Annotated in this window: 19 protein-coding genes and 1 pseudogene; 15 read left to right on the top strand and 5 right to left on the bottom strand. The window is 58.6% G+C overall.

Annotated elements, in window-relative coordinates:
* Window positions 1–28: 28 nt before the first annotated feature.
* Entirely contained in the window at window positions 29–1,345 is a 1,317-nt protein-coding gene (locus AC3FKH_RS29085; protein ID WP_488679152.1) for an MFS transporter, read from the top strand.
* Window positions 1,346–1,843: 498 nt separating this feature from the next.
* On the opposite strand, the pseudogene AC3FKH_RS29080 reads toward AC3FKH_RS29085, so the two are convergent.
* Both AC3FKH_RS29080 and AC3FKH_RS29075 read right to left on the bottom strand, forming a co-directional pair.
* Window positions 1,844–2,572 (bottom strand): annotated as a pseudogene (locus AC3FKH_RS29080) (integrase); the annotation flags it as partial.
* A gap of 316 nt (window positions 2,573–2,888) precedes the next feature.
* Window positions 2,889–3,488, bottom strand: a complete 600-nt coding sequence (locus AC3FKH_RS29075) for a helix-turn-helix domain-containing protein (RefSeq protein ID WP_459376888.1) — start codon at window positions 3,486–3,488, stop codon at window positions 2,889–2,891.
* 359 nt (window positions 3,489–3,847) lie between these two features.
* Between AC3FKH_RS29075 and AC3FKH_RS29070 the strand changes: the two genes are divergently transcribed.
* From AC3FKH_RS29070 to pruA, 8 genes are all read left to right on the top strand, one after another.
* Window positions 3,848–5,074 carry an ABC transporter substrate-binding protein gene (locus AC3FKH_RS29070; protein WP_488679151.1) on the top strand — a complete coding sequence of 409 codons (1,227 nt, stop codon included), beginning with the start codon at window positions 3,848–3,850 and terminating at the stop codon, window positions 5,072–5,074.
* Window positions 5,075–5,122: 48 nt separating this feature from the next.
* A complete protein-coding gene (locus AC3FKH_RS29065; protein WP_488679150.1) occupies window positions 5,123–6,214 on the top strand; it encodes an Ldh family oxidoreductase in 1,092 nt (363 codons plus the stop codon).
* A gap of 10 nt (window positions 6,215–6,224) precedes the next feature.
* Window positions 6,225–6,887, top strand: a complete 663-nt coding sequence (locus tag AC3FKH_RS29060) for a pyridoxamine 5'-phosphate oxidase family protein (RefSeq protein ID WP_459376891.1) — start codon at window positions 6,225–6,227, stop codon at window positions 6,885–6,887.
* Window positions 6,888–6,966: 79 nt separating this feature from the next.
* The gene (locus AC3FKH_RS29055) at window positions 6,967–7,737 is read left to right on the top strand and encodes an ABC transporter ATP-binding protein (protein WP_488679149.1); all 771 of its coding nucleotides are present in this window, start codon (window positions 6,967–6,969) and stop codon (window positions 7,735–7,737) included.
* The gene (locus AC3FKH_RS29050) at window positions 7,734–8,465 is read left to right on the top strand and encodes an ABC transporter ATP-binding protein (RefSeq protein ID WP_459377443.1); all 732 of its coding nucleotides are present in this window, start codon (window positions 7,734–7,736) and stop codon (window positions 8,463–8,465) included. Before AC3FKH_RS29055 ends, AC3FKH_RS29050 begins: the two co-directional genes overlap by 4 nt.
* 28 nt (window positions 8,466–8,493) lie before the next feature.
* On the top strand, window positions 8,494–9,381 hold the full coding sequence (locus tag AC3FKH_RS29045; RefSeq protein ID WP_488679148.1) for a branched-chain amino acid ABC transporter permease: 888 nt from the start codon (window positions 8,494–8,496) through the stop codon (window positions 9,379–9,381).
* Entirely contained in the window at window positions 9,381–10,427 is a 1,047-nt protein-coding gene (locus AC3FKH_RS29040; RefSeq protein WP_488679147.1) for a branched-chain amino acid ABC transporter permease, read from the top strand. The genes AC3FKH_RS29045 and AC3FKH_RS29040 overlap by 1 nt, the downstream gene beginning before the upstream one ends.
* A 115-nt stretch (window positions 10,428–10,542) precedes the next feature.
* Entirely contained in the window at window positions 10,543–12,150 is a 1,608-nt protein-coding gene (pruA, locus tag AC3FKH_RS29035; protein ID WP_488679146.1) for an L-glutamate gamma-semialdehyde dehydrogenase, read from the top strand.
* 972 nt (window positions 12,151–13,122) lie between these two features.
* Here pruA and AC3FKH_RS29030 read toward each other — a convergent pair.
* Window positions 13,123–13,863 (bottom strand): GNAT family N-acetyltransferase, encoded by a 741-nt coding sequence (locus AC3FKH_RS29030; RefSeq protein WP_488679145.1) that lies wholly within the window; start codon window positions 13,861–13,863, stop codon window positions 13,123–13,125.
* Between the two features lie 507 nt (window positions 13,864–14,370).
* Between AC3FKH_RS29030 and AC3FKH_RS29025 the strand changes: the two genes are divergently transcribed.
* The 4 genes from AC3FKH_RS29025 (at window position 14,371) to AC3FKH_RS29010 (ending at window position 16,956) form a co-directional block, all read left to right on the top strand.
* The gene (locus AC3FKH_RS29025) at window positions 14,371–15,339 is read left to right on the top strand and encodes a Bug family tripartite tricarboxylate transporter substrate binding protein (RefSeq protein ID WP_488679144.1); all 969 of its coding nucleotides are present in this window, start codon (window positions 14,371–14,373) and stop codon (window positions 15,337–15,339) included.
* Between the two features lie 117 nt (window positions 15,340–15,456).
* On the top strand, window positions 15,457–15,966 hold the full coding sequence (locus tag AC3FKH_RS29020; RefSeq protein ID WP_488679143.1) for an amidohydrolase family protein: 510 nt from the start codon (window positions 15,457–15,459) through the stop codon (window positions 15,964–15,966).
* Entirely contained in the window at window positions 15,858–16,481 is a 624-nt protein-coding gene (locus AC3FKH_RS29015; protein WP_488679168.1) for a hypothetical protein, read from the top strand. Before AC3FKH_RS29020 ends, AC3FKH_RS29015 begins: the two co-directional genes overlap by 109 nt.
* Complete coding sequence (locus tag AC3FKH_RS29010) at window positions 16,405–16,956, top strand: amidohydrolase family protein (protein WP_488679142.1); 552 nt, start codon at window positions 16,405–16,407, stop codon at window positions 16,954–16,956. The genes AC3FKH_RS29015 and AC3FKH_RS29010 overlap by 77 nt, the downstream gene beginning before the upstream one ends.
* Before the next feature lie 538 nt (window positions 16,957–17,494).
* Here AC3FKH_RS29010 and AC3FKH_RS29005 read toward each other — a convergent pair.
* Together AC3FKH_RS29005 and AC3FKH_RS29000 are read right to left on the bottom strand one after the other, a co-directional pair.
* Entirely contained in the window at window positions 17,495–17,932 is a 438-nt protein-coding gene (locus AC3FKH_RS29005) for a pyridoxamine 5'-phosphate oxidase family protein (protein ID WP_488679165.1), read from the bottom strand.
* A 243-nt stretch (window positions 17,933–18,175) separates the two neighbouring features.
* Window positions 18,176–18,475: a hypothetical protein gene (locus AC3FKH_RS29000; protein WP_488679167.1), complete on the bottom strand. Its 300-nt coding sequence runs from the start codon at window positions 18,473–18,475 to the stop codon at window positions 18,176–18,178.
* A gap of 12 nt (window positions 18,476–18,487) precedes the next feature.
* Between AC3FKH_RS29000 and pdxR the strand changes: the two genes are divergently transcribed.
* Both pdxR and AC3FKH_RS28990 read left to right on the top strand, forming a co-directional pair.
* On the top strand, window positions 18,488–19,933 hold the full coding sequence (gene pdxR / locus AC3FKH_RS28995; protein WP_488679164.1) for a MocR-like pyridoxine biosynthesis transcription factor PdxR: 1,446 nt from the start codon (window positions 18,488–18,490) through the stop codon (window positions 19,931–19,933).
* Between the two features lie 255 nt (window positions 19,934–20,188).
* The gene (locus tag AC3FKH_RS28990; RefSeq protein WP_488679141.1) at window positions 20,189–20,947 is read left to right on the top strand and encodes a maleate cis-trans isomerase family protein; all 759 of its coding nucleotides are present in this window, start codon (window positions 20,189–20,191) and stop codon (window positions 20,945–20,947) included.
* Window positions 20,948–21,070 lie beyond the last annotated feature (123 nt).

Genomic DNA, 21,070 nt, shown 5'->3' with positions numbered 1-21,070 from the left:
GGCCACAATTTATCAAACAGGAGCTTATATGGACCAAGCGATGAAACTTCAACGGGAAGAATCCCCGGGCAACTCAACCGCAAGAATGGGCTACAGGGCCATGTTAGCAAGCGGAATCGGCCATTTTATGGAATGGTTCGAGTTCGCAACGTACAGCTACCTCGCCGTTGTCTTTTCCAAGAATTTTTTCAATTTTGCCTCTGATAGCACGTCGTTGCTGCTTTCCTTCGCCACGTTCGGAGTGGGATTCGTTGCGCGACCACTTGGCGGCATTGTGCTTGGACAATTGGGCAATCGCCTCGGGCGACGCTCGCTTCTGGTCTCGACCATGTGGATGATGGCCTTAAGCACATTTGCCGTCGGCTGTCTCCCCGCCTATGGCAGTATTGGCCTGTGGGCTCCAATCCTTCTCGTCACTCTGCGGCTGATCCAGGGCTTCTCACTAGGTGGTGAGTGGGGCGCGGCCGCCATGTACATGGTCGAATGGGCACCCGATTCGAAGCGTGGATTCTTCGGCAGCCTGCATCAGGTTTCCGGCGCACTCGGTCTCCTGTTCGGCTCGATCACGGTAGCCACGCTCAGCTCTCTGCTAAACACAGAAGCGTTTCACACTTGGGGATGGCGCGTGCCGTTTCTGTTCGCGGCGGTCATCGGTCCGATCGCGGTAGTGATACGCCGACGAATCGGAGAGACTCCAGCGTTCGAAAAGCTCAAAGCTGAGCGTACCTTGGGTCGCATGCGTGCCCCAGTGGTCCGCCAATCGAACAAGCTGAGAAACTCGATTGTGACGTTCAGCCTAGCGTCGACGTGGTCCCTGCTCTTCTATATCGTGATGAGTTTCTTGCCAGTTTTCCTGCAGAAACATGTGAAGATTCCCGCCTCGGAGACATTCTGGATCACCAGCATTGGGCTCGTCGCGCTGGTCGCTGCCACGCCGATCATAGGAGCGATCTCGGACCGCGTGGGCCGCCGCCCAGTGTTACTGGCAGGCTGCGGGGCATTCGCGGTGTTCACCTACTTCCTATTCTCGTTTCTCTTGGCCGGTGGCGGCTTTGCCGAAGCGCTCATCGTCGAAGTGGCTCTGGCACTGATGCTGTCGCTATTCTGCGGGCCAGGCACCGCCACGATGATCGAGATTTTCCCGACTGAACTTAGGAGCGGGTGGATGTCGTCGATCTACAGCCTTTCGACCGCCATGGCCGGGGGCTTTGCCCCATTCATCGCCACATGGCTCGTGGGTGTCACGGGGCTCAGTATTGCTCCGACTTTTCTAGTTATCGGCTTCGCTATTTCGGGCTTTGTCACGGTGCTTGCGATGCGCGAGACCGCCTTCAATAAGCTGTGAATGCCCGCCGCGTGGCTGATGCTTCCGAGACTCACTAATACCAGATACCAAATTTATGAATATGCCTCTTGCGTCCTCTGCCGCCATGGGTTGAGGTGGCGGCGCAGATCGTAGAACGTTGGCTTCAACGTCCAGACGGTAACTGACCGGAGGCTTACATTGCACGAGGTTGCGCCGTCTCATCAAAAGGACCGAACTGCCACACGGAGGGCCCGTCGATCTCGACGATCATGCAACCCTCCGGAACCCAATAGAACGCCACAAAATGGGACAAGGCTCTTTCATGGCACCGAGCTTGATAGTGGGTGGGAGCGAAATGATAGCGCAGGCTACGGCGAGTCAGCCCGGAGCGTTTTCTCGGTCTTCGACTTGCCGTCCGACAACTTCCAGCCCTTCGTAGGATGGGCCAATGGACCAATCCTGCCGATAGCGATACATCGCCATCCGAAATCCCTGGAGAACTCGCCAAGCTCAAGAAGCAGCAGTTTGGGCGCAGCTCCGGAGCTTCTCTGCCAACGCTGGATGATCAAGATGATCGCCTTCAATGATGTCCGCCGCGAGCCTGAAGAATCGGCGCATGACTTCCCACAGGCGCAGGGGCGTGATACCGGTTTCGCCGCCATCCAGGCTACCGATTAAGGGTGTAGCGGGGTTCCAGCGAGCGCGGCTGACAGGGAGCCCGCGCTCCAGCAGGTAGCGTGCCAGCGCCGCCCGCGCCAAGGGCGTCAATGTGACCCTAGCGGGCTTGCCGCCTTTGCCGACCAGGTGCAGCCAGTGATCGCCCGCGGCGTCGACGTCGAGGTTACGCAGTGCGGCATTGGCCAGTTCGCTGATCCGCAATCCCGTCGCGTATCCGAAATCCAGCAGGAAGCGAAGCCGCTGTGCGGCTGCGGCTTGCCAGCCGTACGACCACTCGAGGCCGTTGGCGATGGTGCGCACCCAGCCATTCTCCTTCGGTGAAGGCGTGGGTGGTTTCCATGGCCATGGCACGCTGGCTGCCGCTCACCTTGATGCCGGCAAAGGGGTTGGCCAGTACATAGCGCTGTTCCACCAGCCCACGGCCAGTGCATGGGCGACCAAACGCGCCGAGAGGTTGTCGACAAACGGGCGCCGGTCCGGCGACGTGCGTGGCGGTGGGGGTCCAACCCAGCGCTCGCGCGGCGTGGGTCTGCGCAAAAATGTCCGATAGTCGGTCGCATCCGTTGAGTCGCGGGACGAAGACGGCCGATATTGGGTCGGGGCGAAGCTGTCTATCGACGTCGGAAATGGGAGACGCCGTCATCGCGGAAATCGATCGCGTGCAAGCGGTCGCTCGACTTGGCAGGTTCCGAACCCTGTGTCTCGCCAACCATCTCGACCAGGCATAGATCATCATGCCTTGCTCCTTGTTCTCGTGTACGCCTTATCGTTCCGGACGACGATGCTCCGCTCGTGCAGGCGAGCCAGAGCACACACCAGCAGGTGAACATCTGCATTCCTGCCGTCGGAGGGCTAACAGCCGATGCGCCGCGGTAGGAACTCCGACAGTTTGGCGGTCGGGATTCTAGCTAGCTAAGGAATCGACGGGTGTTACAACCATCAGTAGCTTTGCTACTGACTCGCCCACGTTTTTTCCCCGGTGGGGTTTTTCGCAGTTGAAGTGCACGCAATCACCTGGCTCCAGGACGGCGACGTGACCATTAATTTCAAATTCGAGCCGTCCCTCTAACAAATACAGAACCTCCTCCCCCTTGTGAACGAGCGCTTCGTTGGGTAGCGACTCGCCGGGCATATAGCTCAACTCAAAGGCGCTCATCTGTTGGGCGGGCAAGGTACCGCTTGTCAGTCGATATGTGTACCCCTTGCCTTCCATGGGCGCGCCACGACTCCTATCGCTTGCTCGACTCACAACGAAATCGGGCTGCGCTTCCTCGCCGGAGCCTTCGAAAAAGTCGCGAAGCGGAATGCCGAGTCTGTCCGCAATCACAATCAAATTGGAGATTGACGCGTTGGTCTCGCCGCGCTCTAAGCGCGACAGAAACCCCGCGGACAGAGCCGTCTGTTCGCTCAGAGCGTCCAGTGTGAACTCCTTAGCCTTCCGGGCGGCACGAATGCGCCTTCCAAGCTGCCGCGAGACCGCTTCGACGCGTTGCTCAACGTTCATAGGGAGGTATCAAAAAAGTGCATGTCATGCACAAAATTGTACATGTAATGCACAAGAAAGGCGTCTGCGCCTCGACTGGTTAGTCACCCTTGACTCGGGCTCAAGATTAGGGAAAACCACGAATGTCGATTAATTCTGGCGTGAACTCGAAGAAATGGAGGGAAATATTCCAGTAAATCTTACTAAACCGATGAAAAATTTCACCGTTTAGCCTTTTCCTGATCGCCCACTTCGACAACATTCGCGCACGAAATGTTGTCTTGGACGAAAAAACATTTCGCAGTAGGCAATAGTGTGTACCATGCAATATGATTTGCATCCCGCGCAATTTCTCTTGCTACACCTTCAAGGAACCCATCATGTCGAGAATCCAGCAGGCCGTAAAGCTCCTAGCACGCAATCTTCTGGCAACCGTGCCGGTGGCGTTGGTTTCGTTTAGTGCACATGCACAAATTTCCGACGGCGTCATCAAGATCGGCATTCTCAATGATCAATCCGGCCCGTACTCCGACTTGGCTGGCAGAGGCTCCGTTGAAGCGGCTCGGCTCGCGATCGAGGAGTTTGGAGGGAAGGTTGCTGGCAGTAAGGTCGAACTGGTCGTGGGGGACCATCAGAACAAAGCTGATGTTGGCGCAACGAAAGCCCGCCAGTGGTTCGACCGCGACGGCGTAGATGCGATCGCAGACTTTTCTAACTCCAGCGTCGGCCTGGCGGTGCAGGGACTTGCCGCCGAGCGTAAGAAGATCACCCTCGTTGCTGCGGCTTCGAGCGAATTCACTGGCAAGGCTTGCTCTCCGTACTCAACTCAGTGGGTCTACAACTCGTACAGCAATGGCCACGGCCTGGCGAAGATGCTCACCAAGCGAGGATATGACAGCTGGTACCTGATGACTGTTGATTACGCATTCGGCCATGCGTTTGCCGCAGACATCCGCAAGACAGTCACTGACGCTGGAGGCAAAGTTCTTGGGGAGGTGAAATTTCCTCTAAATTCGCCTGACCTGAGTTCTTACCTAATTCAGGCCCAAAACTCCGGGGCCAAGGTGGTCGTGTCTGCGAGTGCAGGTAGCGACATGGCCTCCACCGTGAAGCAAGCCGCTGAATTCGGCATCACGCGCAAACAGTCCTTGGCTGCACCCGCCGTGTTCATCACTGACGTGAACAGTATGGGGCTGAAGAGTGCACAGGGTCTTCAGTTTCTGACGGCTTTTTACTGGGATCGCAATGAGGCTACCCGTGCGTGGTCGCGCAAGTTCTTCGAACGCCGCAAGGCGATGCCGACCATGACTCAGGCGGGTGTGTACTCCGCAGTGCGTCATTACCTGAAGGCTATCGAAGCGGCGAAGACCGACGACGCAGCAGTGGTGGCGGAGAAGATGCGCGAGCTTCCCATTAAGGACATGTACACCGACAACGGCTGGATCCGTCAAGACGGCCAGGTGATGCATGACATGTACCTCGTTGAAGTCAAGAAGCCCACTGAATCTAAAGCCCCTTGGGATTACTACAAGGTCATCGAAACGGTGCCGGCCAAGGAGGCATTCCAGCCTCTCTCGGAGAGCGCATGTCCTCTCGCGCGCAAGTAATCGAGACACCAGAACATCTTTCCACCTACCCGATCCAGGAGAATAGTTGTGCACTACGATATCCAGTTGAAGCTTGAAGAAGTCCACGCGCTTGCAAAACGTCTGCTTCTGGCGCAAGGCTTCAATGAACGCCATGCGACGGCTATCGCCAATACCGTGACCGCGGCGGAACGCGATGAATGCCGTCACCATGGACTGTTCCGCATCCCGTTCTACGTCAACGCATTCCGCGCAGGGCAAGCGTCGGGCGATGCTGAGCCCACGGTATCCAGGCTGGCGCCGGCGGTGATCAAAGTCGACGCGCACTATGGCTTCTCGCCGCTTGCACTGGAAGTCGCCGATGCGCCCCTCGCGGAGCTCGCCAAAGAGACCGGCATTGCTGCCGTGGCAATCAACAACGCGTTGAGCGTGTCGGCACTCTGGCCGGAGGTAGAGCGACTCGCAGACCAAGGCCTTGTCGGGTTCGCCTTTGTCGCCGCCAGTCCGTACGTCGCGCCCGCAGGTGGTACCAAGCCGCTCTATGGCACAAATCCGATGGCCTTCTCGTGGCCGCGCGCAAATCACCCGCCGGTCGTTTTCGACCAAGCTTCGAGCGCGAGCGCTCGCGGCGAGATTCAGGTGCGGCTGCGAGACGGTCGACCGTTAGAGGAAGGCTGGGCGGTTGGTCCGGACGGACAACCGACAACCGATCCCGCAACTGCACTCGCCGGCGCCCAGTTGCCATTCGGGGGAGTCAAGGGTGCAGCGATCGCCATGATGGTCGAACTGCTAGCAGGTCCGCTTGTTGGTGATCTGCTTAGCTTTGAAGCCGGGGAAAAGGACGTGGCAAACACCGGCGCGCCTTGTGGCGGCGAACTTATCATTGCCATCGACCCAGTTCGCTGCCTTCAAAACGGCGACCGTGCCGCTCAACTCGCACATGGTGAACGCCTGTTTACCAAGATCCTTGAGCAAAAGGGTACGCGCTTGCCTTCCGACCGCCGATATGAGGCGCGCAAGCGCACCGCGGTTGAGGGTGTGACTGTGCCGACCGCGCTGTATGAGCAACTCCTCGAGTACAGCACAGGCCAATACTCTGGCAAGCGGAACGCCTATGAAGGTGATGACCTGATCAAAGGGCCGCAAAAGGCTGAAGCTTGAGGTAAGTGCCGTGTCAGATTATCAGGTAACCGAGAATACCCACATCCACCGGCGTCCGGAGCGCGGACACTATGACCGAGAACTCGTGCACTCGATCATTGATGAAGCGTTGGTGTGCCACGTCGCCTTCGTGGCGGACGGTGCACCACGGATCATTCCAACCACGATTCTTCGTGTGGACGAGAACGTCTACCTGCACGGTAGTCCTCAGAATCGCATGTTGACAACGCTGGCGCAAGGTGTGCCCGCATGCATCTCCATTACCCATGTGGACGGCATCGTCGCTGGGCGGTCCGGTTTCGGATGCAGCGTCGATTACAGATCCGTGGTGATCTTCGGCAAGGGAGTCGTCGTCGACGATCCGGAGGAGAAGGCCAAGTTGCTCTACGCCGTCATCGACGATGTTCTGCCTGGGCACCGCGTGCGTCAGCACAAGGATAGCGAGATAGGAGCAACCCTGGTCCTGAAGTTTCCTCTCGAGGAGGTTTCCGCCAAAGTCCGCGATATCGGGGTGAAGGATGTCGAATCCGACTACGAACTAGAAGCTTGGGCAGGCGTGATTCCCCTAAGCATCGTGCCAGGGGATGTCCAGGACGATGCCCGGTTAAAGCCCGGGATCACAACCCCCGACTACGCCCGAAACTATCTCGGCCCGTCCCGTAAGCAGCGATAAGCAGGTAGCAGGGCCGCGAACGCGGCTCTGCCGTCATGGCCGCCAGAAGCTGGGGCCAGAAAACACATCAGGTACGTCAATGTCGTCGAATGTTTTGGAGGTTGAGGGGCTGACGAAGCGCTTCAATGGCTTTTGCGCGGTTGATGGCGTGAATCTATGCGTCCGGAAGGGAAGCATCCATGCCCTGATCGGGCCGAACGGCGCAGGCAAGTCGACTTGTTTCAACTTGCTCACGAAGTTCCTCGAGCCATCGGCAGGGACCATTCTCTTTGATGGTGTGGATATTACAAGGGACAAGCCGGCTCAGATTGCCCGACGAGGAATCATCCGATCGTTTCAGATCTCGGCGGTTTTCCCCCACATGAGCGTGCTCGAGAACGTGCGCATTGCGCTACAGCGAAAGCTTGGCACCTCCTATCACTTTTGGCGAAGCGAAAAGACCCTGAAGGTACTAGATCGTCGAGCGATTGAACTACTCGAAGAAGTGGGGCTCGCGGAGTTCGCTGAAACCGCGACAGTAAATCTATCTTATGGTCGAAAGCGAGCTCTTGAAATTGCCACGACATTAGCGATGGAGCCCGAGCTGATGCTGCTGGACGAACCCACGCAGGGCATGGGTCACGAAGACGTGGACCGCGTGACGCAGTTGATCAAGAAGGTGTCGGCCGGCCGCACCATCCTGATGGTCGAGCACAACATGAACGTGGTCTCGTCGATCGCCGACAAGATCACGGTGCTGCAGCGCGGCGCCATCCTGGCCGAAGGCCCGTACGCCGAAGTGTCGAAAGACCCGCGCGTGATGGAAGCCTACATGGGCACCGCCGACGCCGAACTGCAGGGAGCGCACTGATGACCGCGAACACACCTGCACTGGAAATCAAGGACCTGCACGCCTGGTACGGCGAGTCGCACATCCTGCACGGCGTGGACCTGACCGTGAATCGCGGCGAGGTGGTCACGCTGCTGGGCCGCAACGGCGCCGGGCGCACCACCACGATGCGCGCGATCATGGGTCTGACCGGCGCGCGCAAGGGATCGATCAGGATCAACGGCAACGAGACCATCGGCCTGCCCACGCACAAGATCGCGCACTACGGCATCGGCTACTGCCCGGAAGAGCGGGCGATCTTCTCCAGCCTGTCGTGCGAAGAGAACCTGCTGCTGCCGCCGGTGCTCAAGGGCGCCAAGGGTGGCGACACGCCGGGCATGAGCGAGGCCGAGATCTACGACATGTTCCCGAACCTGCGCGAGCGCAAGCAGAGCCAGGGCACGCGGCTCTCTGGCGGCGAACAACAGATGCTGGCCGTGGGCCGCATCCTGCGCACCGGCGCGAACCTGCTACTGCTCGACGAGATTTCGGAGGGGCTGGCGCCGGTGATCGTGCAGGCGCTGGCACGCATGATCCTGATGCTCAAGAAGAAGGGCTACACCGTGGTGATGGTGGAGCAGAACTTCCGCTTTGCCGCGCCGCTGGCCGACCGCTTCTACGTGATGGAGCACGGCGCCATCGTCGAGCGCTTTGCCGCCGCCGAGCTGCAGGCCAAGATGCCGGTGCTGAACGAACTGCTTGGCGTATAGGCCGGCACAACGAGGGAACCCGCTTCACATGAACTTCGATATTGGAATCCCCCTGCCGGCGCTGCTGTCCCAGTTGCTGCTGGGGCTCGTCAACGGTGCGTTCTACGCGATGCTGAGCCTGGGCCTGGCCGTGATCTTCGGCCTGCTCAACGTGATCAACTTCGCGCACGGCGCGCTGTTTATGCTCGGTGCCGTGCTGGCGTGGGCCGGCATGGAATGCGCCGGCCTAAGCTACTGGGTCATGCTGGTGCTGTCGCCTCTCGTGGTGGCAGTGATCGGCGTGGCGATCGAAAAGTCGATGCTGCGCTTCATCTACAAGCTCGACCACATCTACGGCCTGCTGCTGACGCTGGGCATCACGCTGGTGATCGAAGGCGTGATGCGCTCGGCCTACGGCGTCTCCGGCCTGCCCTATTCGCCGCCCGACGCGCTGCAAGGCGCCACGGACCTCGGCTTCATGGTGCTGCCGAACTATCGCGCCTGGGTGGTGGTGGCGTCCGTCGTGGTCTGCGTGGCCACGTGGTTCACGATCGAGAAGACCAAGCTCGGCGCCTACCTGCGCGCGGGCACCGAGAACCCCAAGATCGTGGAAGCCTTTGGCGTCAATGTGCCGCTGATGGTCACGCTGACCTATGGCTTCGGCGTGGCGCTGGCCGCATTTGCAGGCGTGCTAGCCGCCCCGGTGATCCAGGTATCGCCGCTGATGGGGCAGAACCTGATCATCGTCGTGTTCGCCGTGGTAGTGATCGGCGGCATGGGGTCGATTATGGGGTCGATCGTCACGGGCCTGGCGCTCGGTGTCATCGAGGGTCTAACAAAGGTGTTCTACCCCCAAGCGTCGTCCACCGTCGTCTTTTTCATCATGGTAATCGTATTGCTACTTCGTCCTGCCGGACTGTTTGGGAGAGACAAATAATGAATGAACCTACAGGACAAGTGATCGAGGTAAGGCATTCTTCGGCAGGATCATTGGAGGCTGAAGGATATAAATGGAAGGGGCGGGCCATCGCATTTCTGGTTGTGCTTTCGGCGTTGACTTTGGCCCCTTTTTACGGCGCATATCCAGTACTGGTGCTCAAGGTTCTGTGCTTCGCATTGTTCGCCTGTGCGTTTAACTTGCTGATCGGCTTCACAGGGCTGCTGTCATTCGGGCATGCAGCGTTCTTCGGTGGCGCCGGATACGCGGCCGGTTATGCAATGAAGGCGTGGGGCCTACCGCCGGAGCTCGGTCTTTTACTTGGGGCGGCAGCAGGGGCGGCACTAGGCTATGTGGTGGGGTCGCTGGCGATTCGTAGACAAGGCATCTACTTTGCGATGATCACGCTCGCTCTGGCTCAAATGCTGTACTTCATCTTTGTCCAGGCGCCGTTTACCGGAGGAGAGGACGGCTTGCAAGGTATCCCGCGAGGCAAGCTATTTGGCACATTCTCGCTCGACAGCGATTTGGCGCTCTACTACTTCGCTATCGCGATACTTGTGGCGGCTTTCGCTCTAGTCGTTCGAACCGTTCATTCGCCTTTCGGTCAAGTGCTGCGAGCGATCAAGGAGAACGAGCCGCGGGCAATCTCCCTTGGCTATGACACCGACAGATTCAAGCTCATTGCATTTGTGATCTCAGCCGGTCTATCTGCACTCGCGGGAACGCTTAAAGCCCTGGTGCTCGGTTTCGCAACTCTTACGGACGTGCATTGGACTATGTCGGGGGCTGTCATTTTGATGACGCTCGTGGGGGGACTCGGGACCCTAACCGGTCCAATTGTCGGGGCTGTCGTGATCGTTGCGATCGAAAACAAGTTGGGTGATGTCGGCGCGTTCCTTTCCAGTTCGACGGGTTTTACGTGGTTTGAGACGCTGGGCGAATCTGTGCCCATGGTAACTGGTCTGATTTTCATCGTATGTGTTCTGACTTTTCGGCAAGGCCTGGTCGGAATGGCGGCGCGGCTATTCAGGTCAACCAGGTGATCACCTCCGTCGGCCACCTACATCGGTTGAACTAGTTCGATACTGTGTCGCTTAAGTCGAGCTTAGAAACCCCAACTATCCGCATCACAATTCTGCTATCCAAACAGGAATCTTTATGACGTACGACCTCCCACAGAACGAACCAGTTCTCAGTTATGGCCCTTCCTCCCGGGAGCGGGCAGCTATCATCGCCGCTCTCAAGGAGCGCAGCGGTGTGGTTGAAGACATCCCCGTTGTCATCAACGGGAAGCGGTATAACGGTAGCCGCAAGCAGTCACTACATGCGCCCCATGATCACCGTCGCCAGATCGCTTCGGTCAGTCAAGCCGGTTCCGAGGAAGTAAGCCGGGCGATCTCCTCCGCTGTTTGTGCGCAGGGTGACTGGGCAGCGATGCCTTTTGAGGCGCGTGCTGCGGTTTTCTTGCGTGCGGCAGACATGCTCGCCGGACCTTGGCGACAAAGGCTCAATGCCGCAACGATGCTGGGCCAGAGCAAGACGGTATTTCAAGCCGAAATTGATTCGGCATGTGAACTGATTGACTTCCTGCGATTCAACGTTTCGTTCGCGCGTGACATGCTGCAGCAGCAACCGATTTCCGGCCCGGGCATGCGCAATGCCATGGACTATCGGCCGCTAGAGGGCTTCGTTTACGCCGTTACGCCTTTTAACTTCACTGCGATCGCGGGAAATTTGCCCACGGCGCCAGCACTGCTCGGCAACACCGTCGTATGGAAGCCGGCGTTGACGGCTTCACTGAGCAACTACTTGTTTCTGGAACTGCTTGAGGCTGCGGGTCTGCCTCCTGGGGTAATCAATTTTGTACCCGGGTCGGCCGCGACTGTATCGGAAACAGTTCTCGCATCGCCGGATTTCGCGGGATTGCATTTCACTGGCTCTACGGAGGTGTTTGATTCCCTGTGGCAACAAGTAGCGCGACGACTGCCGGCCTACCGTGGCTACCCTCGGCTAGTGGGGGAAACTGGTGGGAAAGACTTTGTGCTTGCGCATGTGTCTGCCGATCCGGAGACGGTAGCCGTCGCACTCCTTCGTGGCGCCTTTGAATATCAAGGCCAAAAGTGCAGCGCCGCGTCGCGCGCGTATATTCCCGCCTCGCTTTGGCCGCGCGTTAGGGCTCGACTGCTCGACGACTTGGCGACAGTGCGTATGGGTGACGTTGAAGATCTGGAGAACTTTAGCGGCGCAGTCATCGACAAGAAAGCTTTCGAACGAATTTCAGGCTATATCAACAATGCTCGGTCGGCCGGCGAGAACATCCTGGCCGGCGGTACGTGTGACGATAGTCACGGCTATTTCGTCACGCCAACTGTTATCGAAGTCAACGACCCGCAGGCGGTCACAATGCGCGAGGAAATCTTCGGTCCGGTGCTTTCGTTGATGGTCTACCCGGACCACGCGTGGAAGGAGATTCTGGCGACGGTGGATAGTACCAGTCCCTATGCTCTTACCGGTGCGGTCCTCGCCAATGACCGGCAGGCAATGGAGGAGGCTCGGCAGCACCTTCGGTTCAGCGCAGGAAATTTCTACTTCAATGACAAGCCGACTGGCGCAGTTGTGGGGCAGCAGCCGTTCGGAGGAGGACGCCGCAGTGGAACCAATGATAAGGCGGGCTCGGTACTGAACCTGCAGCGTTGGACGTCGCCCAGGACGATCAAGGAAACCTGGGTACCTGCAGCGGACTATCGCTACCCGCACATGGACTGATCATCTAGTCGCCCGCAATATGCAGCGCTGTTCAGAAATTGTAGCTCGGTTGAGAGACGACATACGGACCGGGCAGTTGCCGATCGGAACAGTGCTGCGTCAGGATGCGCTTTCGAAGCGGTTTCAGTCGAGCGTTACTTGTGCTAGCGGCCGAAGGACTTGTTCGCCAGGAGCGCTACCGTGGAGCGACCGTTGTGGGACCCGACGAGACGTTGCGCCGCGATTGGATTGAGTTGCGTCGGGTGCTTCAGTGTCGTGCGTTAGGTTCGGCGGTGCCTCTGATGGCGCCGACCGATCTGGACCGAATCGGGACATTGTTTGAACGGCTGTGCAGATTAGCTAATTCTACGATGGACCCGGCAGGATGTACTGAACTGGAGGTGGCGTTGCAACTGGCTTTCGTTGCAACGCATCCCAATCGAGGCCTGGTGATCGATCGCGCGATCTCGTAACGCGCTGTCGCTCGCAATGATCATCGCCTTCAGGGTAGCGATGTCGTCGGGGAGCGTGGCGGGATCGGTTTGCATGCCCCGCAGTGTAGATGCCGCAATGGGGAAGCGACAGGCATGGAGGAGATGTCCTCGACAGTCACGGGCAGCATCGTTGCCGAAGCGCCTTGCTCGCCAGCGAGGGCCATACGGCGCCACTTGAAGACCTGATTCGTGTTGAGGCCGTTGCCAGCGCAATCGCCGAGACCGACGCATTGGGCTGCATGCACCGCGCGGCGACATCGCGCTTGAAAGCCTCGGAGAACCGGCGTCGCTGGATGCGACCCTCCGAAGTAGGACCGGGCAGTGGCTTCATAGGTGTCCGCCTAATTTAAGCGGACGCCTATGCGACCCGCGAAGACACCCGAGCTTGCCTATACCGCCTCAATTGCAGAAGACGGTGCTAGCCGGACCGTTACCGACGTACGTGGGGCGAGGGCGACAAGCTGACGCGGCCGGTTGGCGGCCATGGGCGCGACCCAAGTCACTGCTCAACTGGATCTCCGAATCGGATCTCTTGGGCGATGAGCGTGCGCAGCGTCTCCAATTGATTCCCCTTCCCATCAAAATTGGATGGTGCCAGCCATCGGTCGTACGCCCGGCGTAGGGTCGGGTATTCGCCGTCGACGACGGAATACCATGCGGAATCGCGGTTGCGCCCGCGGGTAACAATAGCCTGGCGGAAAATCCCTTCAAATGTGAGGCCATAGCGCAGGGCGGCTGCGCGGGACGGCGCGTTCAGCGAGTCGCATTTCCACTCGAAACGGCGATAGCCAAGATCTTCAAAAACGTACTTGAGCAAAACCGCCATGGCTTCGGTGGAGAGGCGCGTGCGCTTCATCCGGGGAGAGTACGCAATATTCCCCACTTCAATCACACCGTTCGGCGCATCGATGCGCATGAGGGCGAGAGTGCCGACTGCTTTTCCACTGGCCAAGTCGATCACGGCGTGATGCATTGGATCCGGCAGCGTGGCGACCCCGGTTAGATAGGTGCGGTAACCCTCGAATGTGTCGAACGGGCCCACAAAGAGATAGGTCCAGTCGCGTCCATCAGTAGCGTCTTGGTAAGCCTCATAGAGGTCTGACGCATGCCGCTCAACGTCAATGCGCTCGAGCTTGCAATAGCGCCCCACGAGCCCATGAGCGCCGGGAAGCTGCGCACCTTGCCACCCCGGGAGAGCTGCGCCAATCGGCTGCTGGAATTCATTCAATCTGACTGTCACTGCATTCCCCTGATTGTTGGGTTTCGATTGGTGGCTTGTTCCCCCAAAGATTCTGCAACAAGTATCTCAGGAAGATTCGGAATCTCATACTTACGTCGACCCCCGATCCGGGTACCAGAGTCGTGGCATGGTGCCAGGCAGACGAGGTGACGTCCATCGATGGGGCACTTTCGACACGGGCACGGGTACCGCGCCCATCCGCCGGAATTTGTTGAATGCGCATTATCGCTGATCGCGTTGCTGTTGAGAGCCTGCCCATTGAGGACGCGCTTCACGAGCTCAGTTCGGCATCACGCAGACAGCAAAGCGCAGCGCGACCTCGTCTTCCCACCAATGCACTGCAAACGTGCGCCTATGCACCGGATCCGGCGCCGCAAATGCACTATCCGAGCGCCTCGAAATTCCCTGGTCAACTGGTCTCCGATTTCCATAGAAAGTGGCATACACAACGGCGGATCTTCGCCTGTAGATTTGCTTAATCGCTACAAGAACCTTAAGGAGTCCACCGTGAATCTACGCAAAGTCGTACTCAGCGCTGTCTTGGCTGCTTTCATTCTGCCGGTATCTGCACAACCTAACTATCCAGAGCGACCCATCAGGCTTATCGTGCCTTGGGCCGGTGGAGGTAACACCGATGGTATTGCACGCCTGATGGCCGAAAAGCTCTCCGCGCGGGTTAACCAGCAGGTGGTGGTAGAGAACAAGCCAGGAGCCAACGGTATCCTTGGCTCGACCATGGCCGCTCGTGCGAAGCCTGATGGATACACCCTCCTGCTGGCGCTTCCGGAAACGAATGTGCTCAATCCGTTGGTGTACAAGAACATCAGCTACACCGCCAAGGATTTTGACGCCGTGGCCTTCATCGGCGTGTTGCCGTTTGCGCTTGTCGCCAAGCCCACCTTGAAAGCCAACACGGTACCTGAACTTGTGAGGCTCGCGAAAGACAAGCCAGGTTCAATATCGGCTTTCAGCTGGGGCATCGGGAGCACCGCGCATACGGCAATCGCCCTGATGGAGCAGGCCACGGGTGTGAACCTTTTGCACGTCCCGTACCCCGGAACCGCCCCAGCGCTTGCGCAACTCATTGGCGGTCAGGGTGACCTCATGTTCCTTTCGGCCGAGCGGGCCGTAACGTACGCCAAGCAAGGGCAAATGAAAGTACTGGGCGTTACCTCCGCGAAGCGCATGGACGCGTATCCGGAGATTCCGACGTTCGCGGAGCAGGGACTACCTGAAGTTGATGTCGCGCTCTGGTACGGGATCGTGGCACCGGCAAAGACGCCGGCGGCTATCAAGGACTATTTGGCCAAGGAGATCCAGGCAGTTCTGCAGGATCCGGCTGTGCTGAGTAACTTGCGGACTCGCGGGATGGTGGTCCAGCCGCAATCTCCGACGCAGTTCGCGCAGTTCCTGCGGGACGAAGATGCACGCTGGGCCAAAGTGATCAAATCCAAAAACATTCACGTCGAGAACTGAGGAGAATAACGTTGGATATCGACTTCCTGCTTGTCGGCGGCCAAGTGGTCGCTGGTCACGGCCAGTCAGCACCATTCTTGGGAACTGTGGCGGTAGGTTGCGAACGTAATCCTTTGTGTGGCGCAGGGCATCGTCGATGTGGGCGGTCTGCGCGAGAAGATTGATTGCACCGGACTCATCGTCACGCCCGGCTTCATTGACATCCATACGCACTCGGACGCTGCACTGCTAGAAGACTCGCGTGTCCAGAGCCAGATCAGTCAAGGCGTCACAACCGAGATCACCGGCAACCGCAGCGCCAGCTGCGCACCCTGCAACGACCCCGCATTGCTGCGGACGCACTTGTTTGGCATCCTGGATTCGACAGAGATCACCTGGCGAACATTCCACGAGTACATGGACGCACTCGAGGCCACGCAGCCTGTCATGAACGTCGCGTCGTATGTGGGCATGGCACAGTGCGCCTTGCTGTCAAAGGAACGTCGAGCTCCGCGGCCAGCGCAGACGAATTGGCGACGATGGGTACGTATCTTCGTGATGCCCTCGATGCTGGAACAATCGGCATCTCAACGGGGCTCGAGTACGCGCGCGGAATGTATGCGGGTCCGGCCGAGCTGCTTCAGGTAGGTGCGATCACCGCGGAGTTCGACGCCATCCACGCGACCCATGTCCGCAACCGGGACTGGCTGATCGAGATGGGCATCGGAGAAGCGCTCGGAGTGGCACGAGCGAGCAAGTCGAAACTCCAGCTTTCGCACGCTGCGCGCAAGTACGGTGCGCCACAGGGCGCCACCGATCGCCTTCTCGACATGGTGCGTTGGGCCCGCGAGGACGGCGTCGACGTGGGTTTCGACGTCATTCCACACGAGTGGGGACCTACCAAGGTCATTGCTTCCCTTCCGTCCTTGGCGCTCGAACTGCAGAATCACGAGCTTCGGTCGCGGCTAAAGCCGGGGCCTTCTCGTCAGCGATTGCAGGTCAACGCGTTCCCCCAATTGGAAGCTTCTCACCGATGGCAGATGGGATCTTTTGGTGCTTTACCAGAGCGAGGCAAATCCGACCGACATGGGGAAGACGATCGAGCAGATCGCTGCCCAACGCGGGACATCCCCGTGGGACTGCATTTGCGATCTTCTGTTTGAAGAAGGAGCCGGGTTCTCGAACCTGATGTGGTGCGGCCGGGTATCGCAACGCGCGGATATCGACAAGTTGATCCAGGAACCGGATTGCATGGTGATCTCGGACGGGGTGTCTGTCAGTGAAGACGGGCCGTTGAAGGACTTCCGAATTTCGCCGATCGCGTTTTCCTGGGCAGCATCATTCCTGCAGAGCTACGTACGGGAGCAGCGTGTGCTCGGTGTGGGAGAGGCTATCGGCCGACTGACCTGGACGCCCGCAAGAAGGTTCAACCTCAAGGAGAGGGGAGAACTCAAGGCAGGCTACTTTGCAGACGTGGCGGTTTTCGATCTGGACCGAATCACCAGTCACTGCACGCTGGAAAGTCCGAACGTGAAATCGTCCGGCATGGTTCACGTCTTCGTCAACGGAGCCCTCGTGATGCACGACACAACGCTGACTGACGCCCGCCCCGGCAAAGTCCTACGACGCGGCGCCTGACAGCGTTACCTACAAGCCGTCCGTAGTTTATCCGCACATCGCCCGCTCCGATCCTTAGCCCATGCAATGCCTTGGCTGCTCATTTTAGGTGGAGTCAGTGAAGGGAGCAGCAGGGTTACCACCAACTCGCGTGCTATGGCTGAGTGCCCGCATCCACGCTAAGTGCTCGCACCTGTAGTTCCCAAGGGAAACGGCGCTGCCACGGGGCACCCTTGGAGCAACATGCCGAGCTCCGGGCTATCGTTGCCGCCCTCCAGGCAAATATGGGGGCATGGCCAGGACCCTGGCCATGCCCTCATATCCGGGAAGCTGTCTCGCACGCAACAGCGCCATTCTTTGCTGAGCGATTACAGGCTTACTGAGCGATTACAGGCTGTCCGAGCTGTTGGCGACTGTGTGTGACGCAACTACGGGGTTGACTTCGTAGTCTTTCACGTAATCAGGCGTCGGCACGTCCTGCCGGCCATTCGGGTCCTTGATGGTCCCGGCGCAGACCTGCTTGATCAGCTGCTCACCCGCCCAACACTCCCGATCAAGATCATGGTCGAAATCGGTGGGAGGACCGGAGCGCATTTTCGCAACGGCCTCGGTGATCGATCCGCATTACGGTAGTGCTATTCAGTTCCTTGTCGCTCGGCGGCCGAACGTCCTGAAACCTGCCGGGCAATACATGGCGTGCATAGGCCTCAAAAGAAGCGCACTTTTCGTCTTTGTCCGTAACTTCCTCGGGCCGACCAAAAATCACTACAGACCGATAGTTGACCGAATGATTGTAAAGTGCCCGGGCAAGAACCAAGCCGTCAACGTGAGTAACTAGAACACACACGTCGCCGCTCAACGCCGCCTTCAACATCGTGCTTTGGTTCGAACCGTGGATATAGATGTTGTCGCCAATACGGCCGTGGCCCGTTGGCAGCACGCGGGGCGATCCTTCGTGGATGTACGCCACGTTGCACATATATCCTTGGTCGAGAATGGCAGAATGGCGTCCTTGTCATAAATGCCTCTGTGTGGCCTGCGGGTCCGAGTGGTTCTGGAGGTGGTTTCGTATTTGTCGCTCATCATTGTTTCCAATTTTCAATGAAATTCAGTGTAGAGGGCCAGGACTGTTTCCCTTTGGAAATAGGACCAGTAGGGGATTCGCGAGTGAGCCACTCGGTCCATTGGGAAACGCGCCCTTCCGCCTGACACCATCGCGCTCTCCATTCCGCCATGCCGCTCAAGAGAGAGTGATCGTCTGCAGACGCAGCGCCAGATTCAGGGTTGACAAACCGGCATGCCACTTGCTAGGTTTGTCACGCGACTCGCGGCCAGCCACTTTCTCTAACAATCCGTCGGTCAAGGCCATTTCGAGAGAGAGGAACAGTGCGTGGGTAAGCCACTTGTTGAAGTTGCAGCAAGCCACTTGGAGCAGCAACCGAGAAGCAATCGCAAACCGAGAGCGTCCAAGGCAAGGTTGCTCGACCTGGTCACGGTAGATCGGTCGAACGACTCGACTATCGTTGACCAAATCGTTCACGCTGTCCGCCGCATGATCGCCAGTGGATCGCTGCAGCCGGGCGATCTACTGCCGTCTACCCGGGAGATGTCCCGGACTTTGCACATCGCGAGAACGACGGCTCTGGCGGTCTTCACGCGCCTGGATGAGCAGGGGTTTATCGAGACGCGTGTCGGCTCTGGCGCTCGAGTGCGCGCGAGGCAGTCCGACCATCTGCCAGATTTGAACATGCCAATACGCACTGGCATATCTGCGGCTCGCCCCAAGCTCCATCGTGAGGGGAGCGCATCGGCATATGATTTAAGAGACAAACTTCCCAGGCATGTTCTGATCGGTAACGCTCAGCAAATGAACATGCAAATGCTGTCCAGTGCAACCCCCTTTGCGCCTGGAATGCCGGCGATCGACCAATTCCCCTATCGGGAGTGGAGCGAATACGGCGCGAAGGCCTGGAGGAACGCGACTTCGGCGCTGCTAGAAAGTCGGGATCCCGCTGGTTACCGACCCCTCCGAGAAGCGCTCGCTGCCTATCTGGGAAGTGCTCGGGGCGTCCGATGTACTCCGGACCAAATCATCATCGTTTCGGGGGCTCAGCACGCGTTCGACCTGACTTTACGCGTCCTGACAGAGCCGGGTGACACTGCTTTGATAGAAGACCCCGGCTTTCTCGGGGCGCGAAATGCAATGCTTTCGGCCGGACTCACGCTAAGGGGAATTCCTGTCGATGATCAAGGCGTGATGGTCCCTTCCGACGCGGACTCTGCGGGAGTGCGGTTGCTCTATACAACGCCTTCGCATCAATATCCGATGGGCGTAACCATGAGCGTGCCTCGACGTGCCGCCTTGTTGGACTGGGCGTATCGTCAGCGATGTTTCATTTTCGAAGACGACTACAGTAGTGAGTTCCGGTATGGATGTGCGCCACTGCCAGCGCTCCAGGGCGCGGACGAAGCTTCACAAGTCATCTACGCGGGGACCTTCAACAAAATCATGTTCCCTTCCTTGCGAGTTGGCTACCTGGTAGTGCCTGACCGGCTGATAGACGTCTTTCTGAGTATGCGAACCTGGTCCGACAGTTGTCCCCCAGGTGCCATCCAGGCGGCCATGCTCGAATTCATTGAGCGGGGCACACTCTATTCACACATTCGGCGCATGCGTGAGATCTATGCCGGCCGTCACGCACTGCTGCGGGAGATGATCAGGGGCCGATTTGGATCCTTACTGTCCGTGGTTTCGGACGCTGCCGGACTCAACGTGGCAGCTGTTGCGAAGTGTCCGATAGACGATCTGGCCTTCTTTCGTTGCGCTCTCGATGCAAACATCGTGTGCCCCCCGTTATCGCAGTATTTCCTTGAAGCAGAACCGGTTCGAGGATTCCAGCTCGGATTCGCCGCGAGTAACGAAGCCCAGATGAAGATGGCGATGGACCGCCTTGAGGTTGTCTGGAACCGGAGCGACCTGGGCCAGCCTGCACTCTAGAGTGGTGTGGACATGTTGCTGTAGCTGTCGATGGGAGCGCGATCTGGCGTACGGCGGGAAAGTGAATCCCGGAAACGCCCGGCGCTCGACGCAGCCACAGATTGCACCGTCGAGCCAGGCGGGCATAAGCAAACCGGCTTGCCATGGAGGGGCGATGGGTCGCTGCAAATGGCCTGCACGGTTTGAAGTAACTGGCCCGTCGACCGGTATTCGGATGCCGTATCCTCCAGAGACTCACAACTCAGGATGCGCGCTATGCAGCAGACACGAATCGGATACGAGTTTCGAACCGATATCGAAACAATGGCCAAGCTGGCTCTGATTGTACTCAGGACTGATCGGACGCTCGAAGGCGAGATCCGGAGGAGCTTGCCTCCCAGTCCTGTCGCGCTATACCACAGCCGTATTTTCAACGAGTTCGACATCACGCCAGAGAGCCTGGCGGCAATGGCGGATCATCTGGGTCCCACCGCCGCCCTTTTTCCACGAGATTTCAACGCGCAGGTTGTCGCCTTTGGCTGCACCTCGGGCACCATGGTTCTTGGCGAGAAGAAGGTAGCCGACATCATCCGTAGCGTCCATCCGGAAGCGGCCGTCACGGAACCCGTATCGGCGTGTCTCGCTGCATGTACCGCCCTTCGGATGCGGCGAATCAGACTTGTCACGCCCTATCGGGCGGACGTTAACCGCAAGATCGTCGATGGGTTGCGTGCGCGCGGCCTCGAAGTCGATTCGATCGTGTCGTTTGAAGAGCCAGACGACAGAAAGGTGGGCCTGATCGCGACCCAGAGCGTGGTAGAGGCAGCTGTTCACGGTGGTGGTCCCATGTCTGCGGACGTAGACGGGGTCTTCATTTCTTGTACGACTCTGCCCACCTTTGAGGCCCTTCCTGCAATCGAAAGTCTTACCGGAAAGCCTGCGACGTCAAGCAATCATGCCTTGGCGTGGCACATGCAGAAGCTTGCTGGAATTGAACAGAAGCGACCATCGCTTGGTCGGCTTTTCGATCTTTGAAGCAGGGCCACCTCGTCGAGCCAATGTCGATGCTGCTCAGCGCTCCCTCGCAGGCGTCGGGGTCTCCCAGAAGCAGGAGCGCTGAGTCAGTGAGCCGAAAGCCGGAGACCTACATTGGGGCGA

Source organism: Cupriavidus sp. 21MJTG02-4 (assembly GCF_057798975.1).
The sequence above is the reverse complement of the archived record's forward strand: the minus strand, read 5'-3'. Positions and strand labels throughout refer to the sequence as shown.

Coding starts and splice junctions, on each gene's coding strand:
- AC3FKH_RS29040 (WP_488679147.1), top strand. CDS start 9,381: ATGAATGAACCTACAGGACAAGTGATCGAGGTAAGGCATTCTTCGGCA.
- AC3FKH_RS29075 (WP_459376888.1), bottom strand. CDS start 3,488: ATGAACGTTGAGCAACGCGTCGAAGCGGTCTCGCGGCAGCTTGGAAGG.
- AC3FKH_RS29055 (WP_488679149.1), top strand. CDS start 6,967: ATGTCGTCGAATGTTTTGGAGGTTGAGGGGCTGACGAAGCGCTTCAAT.
- AC3FKH_RS29015 (WP_488679168.1), top strand. CDS start 15,858: ATGGGTACGTATCTTCGTGATGCCCTCGATGCTGGAACAATCGGCATC.
- AC3FKH_RS29070 (WP_488679151.1), top strand. CDS start 3,848: ATGTCGAGAATCCAGCAGGCCGTAAAGCTCCTAGCACGCAATCTTCTG.
- AC3FKH_RS28990 (WP_488679141.1), top strand. CDS start 20,189: ATGCAGCAGACACGAATCGGATACGAGTTTCGAACCGATATCGAAACA.
- AC3FKH_RS29085 (WP_488679152.1), top strand. CDS start 29: ATGGACCAAGCGATGAAACTTCAACGGGAAGAATCCCCGGGCAACTCA.
- AC3FKH_RS29045 (WP_488679148.1), top strand. CDS start 8,494: ATGAACTTCGATATTGGAATCCCCCTGCCGGCGCTGCTGTCCCAGTTG.
- pdxR (WP_488679164.1), top strand. CDS start 18,488: ATGATCGCCAGTGGATCGCTGCAGCCGGGCGATCTACTGCCGTCTACC.
- pruA (WP_488679146.1), top strand. CDS start 10,543: ATGACGTACGACCTCCCACAGAACGAACCAGTTCTCAGTTATGGCCCT.
- AC3FKH_RS29010 (WP_488679142.1), top strand. CDS start 16,405: ATGGGGAAGACGATCGAGCAGATCGCTGCCCAACGCGGGACATCCCCG.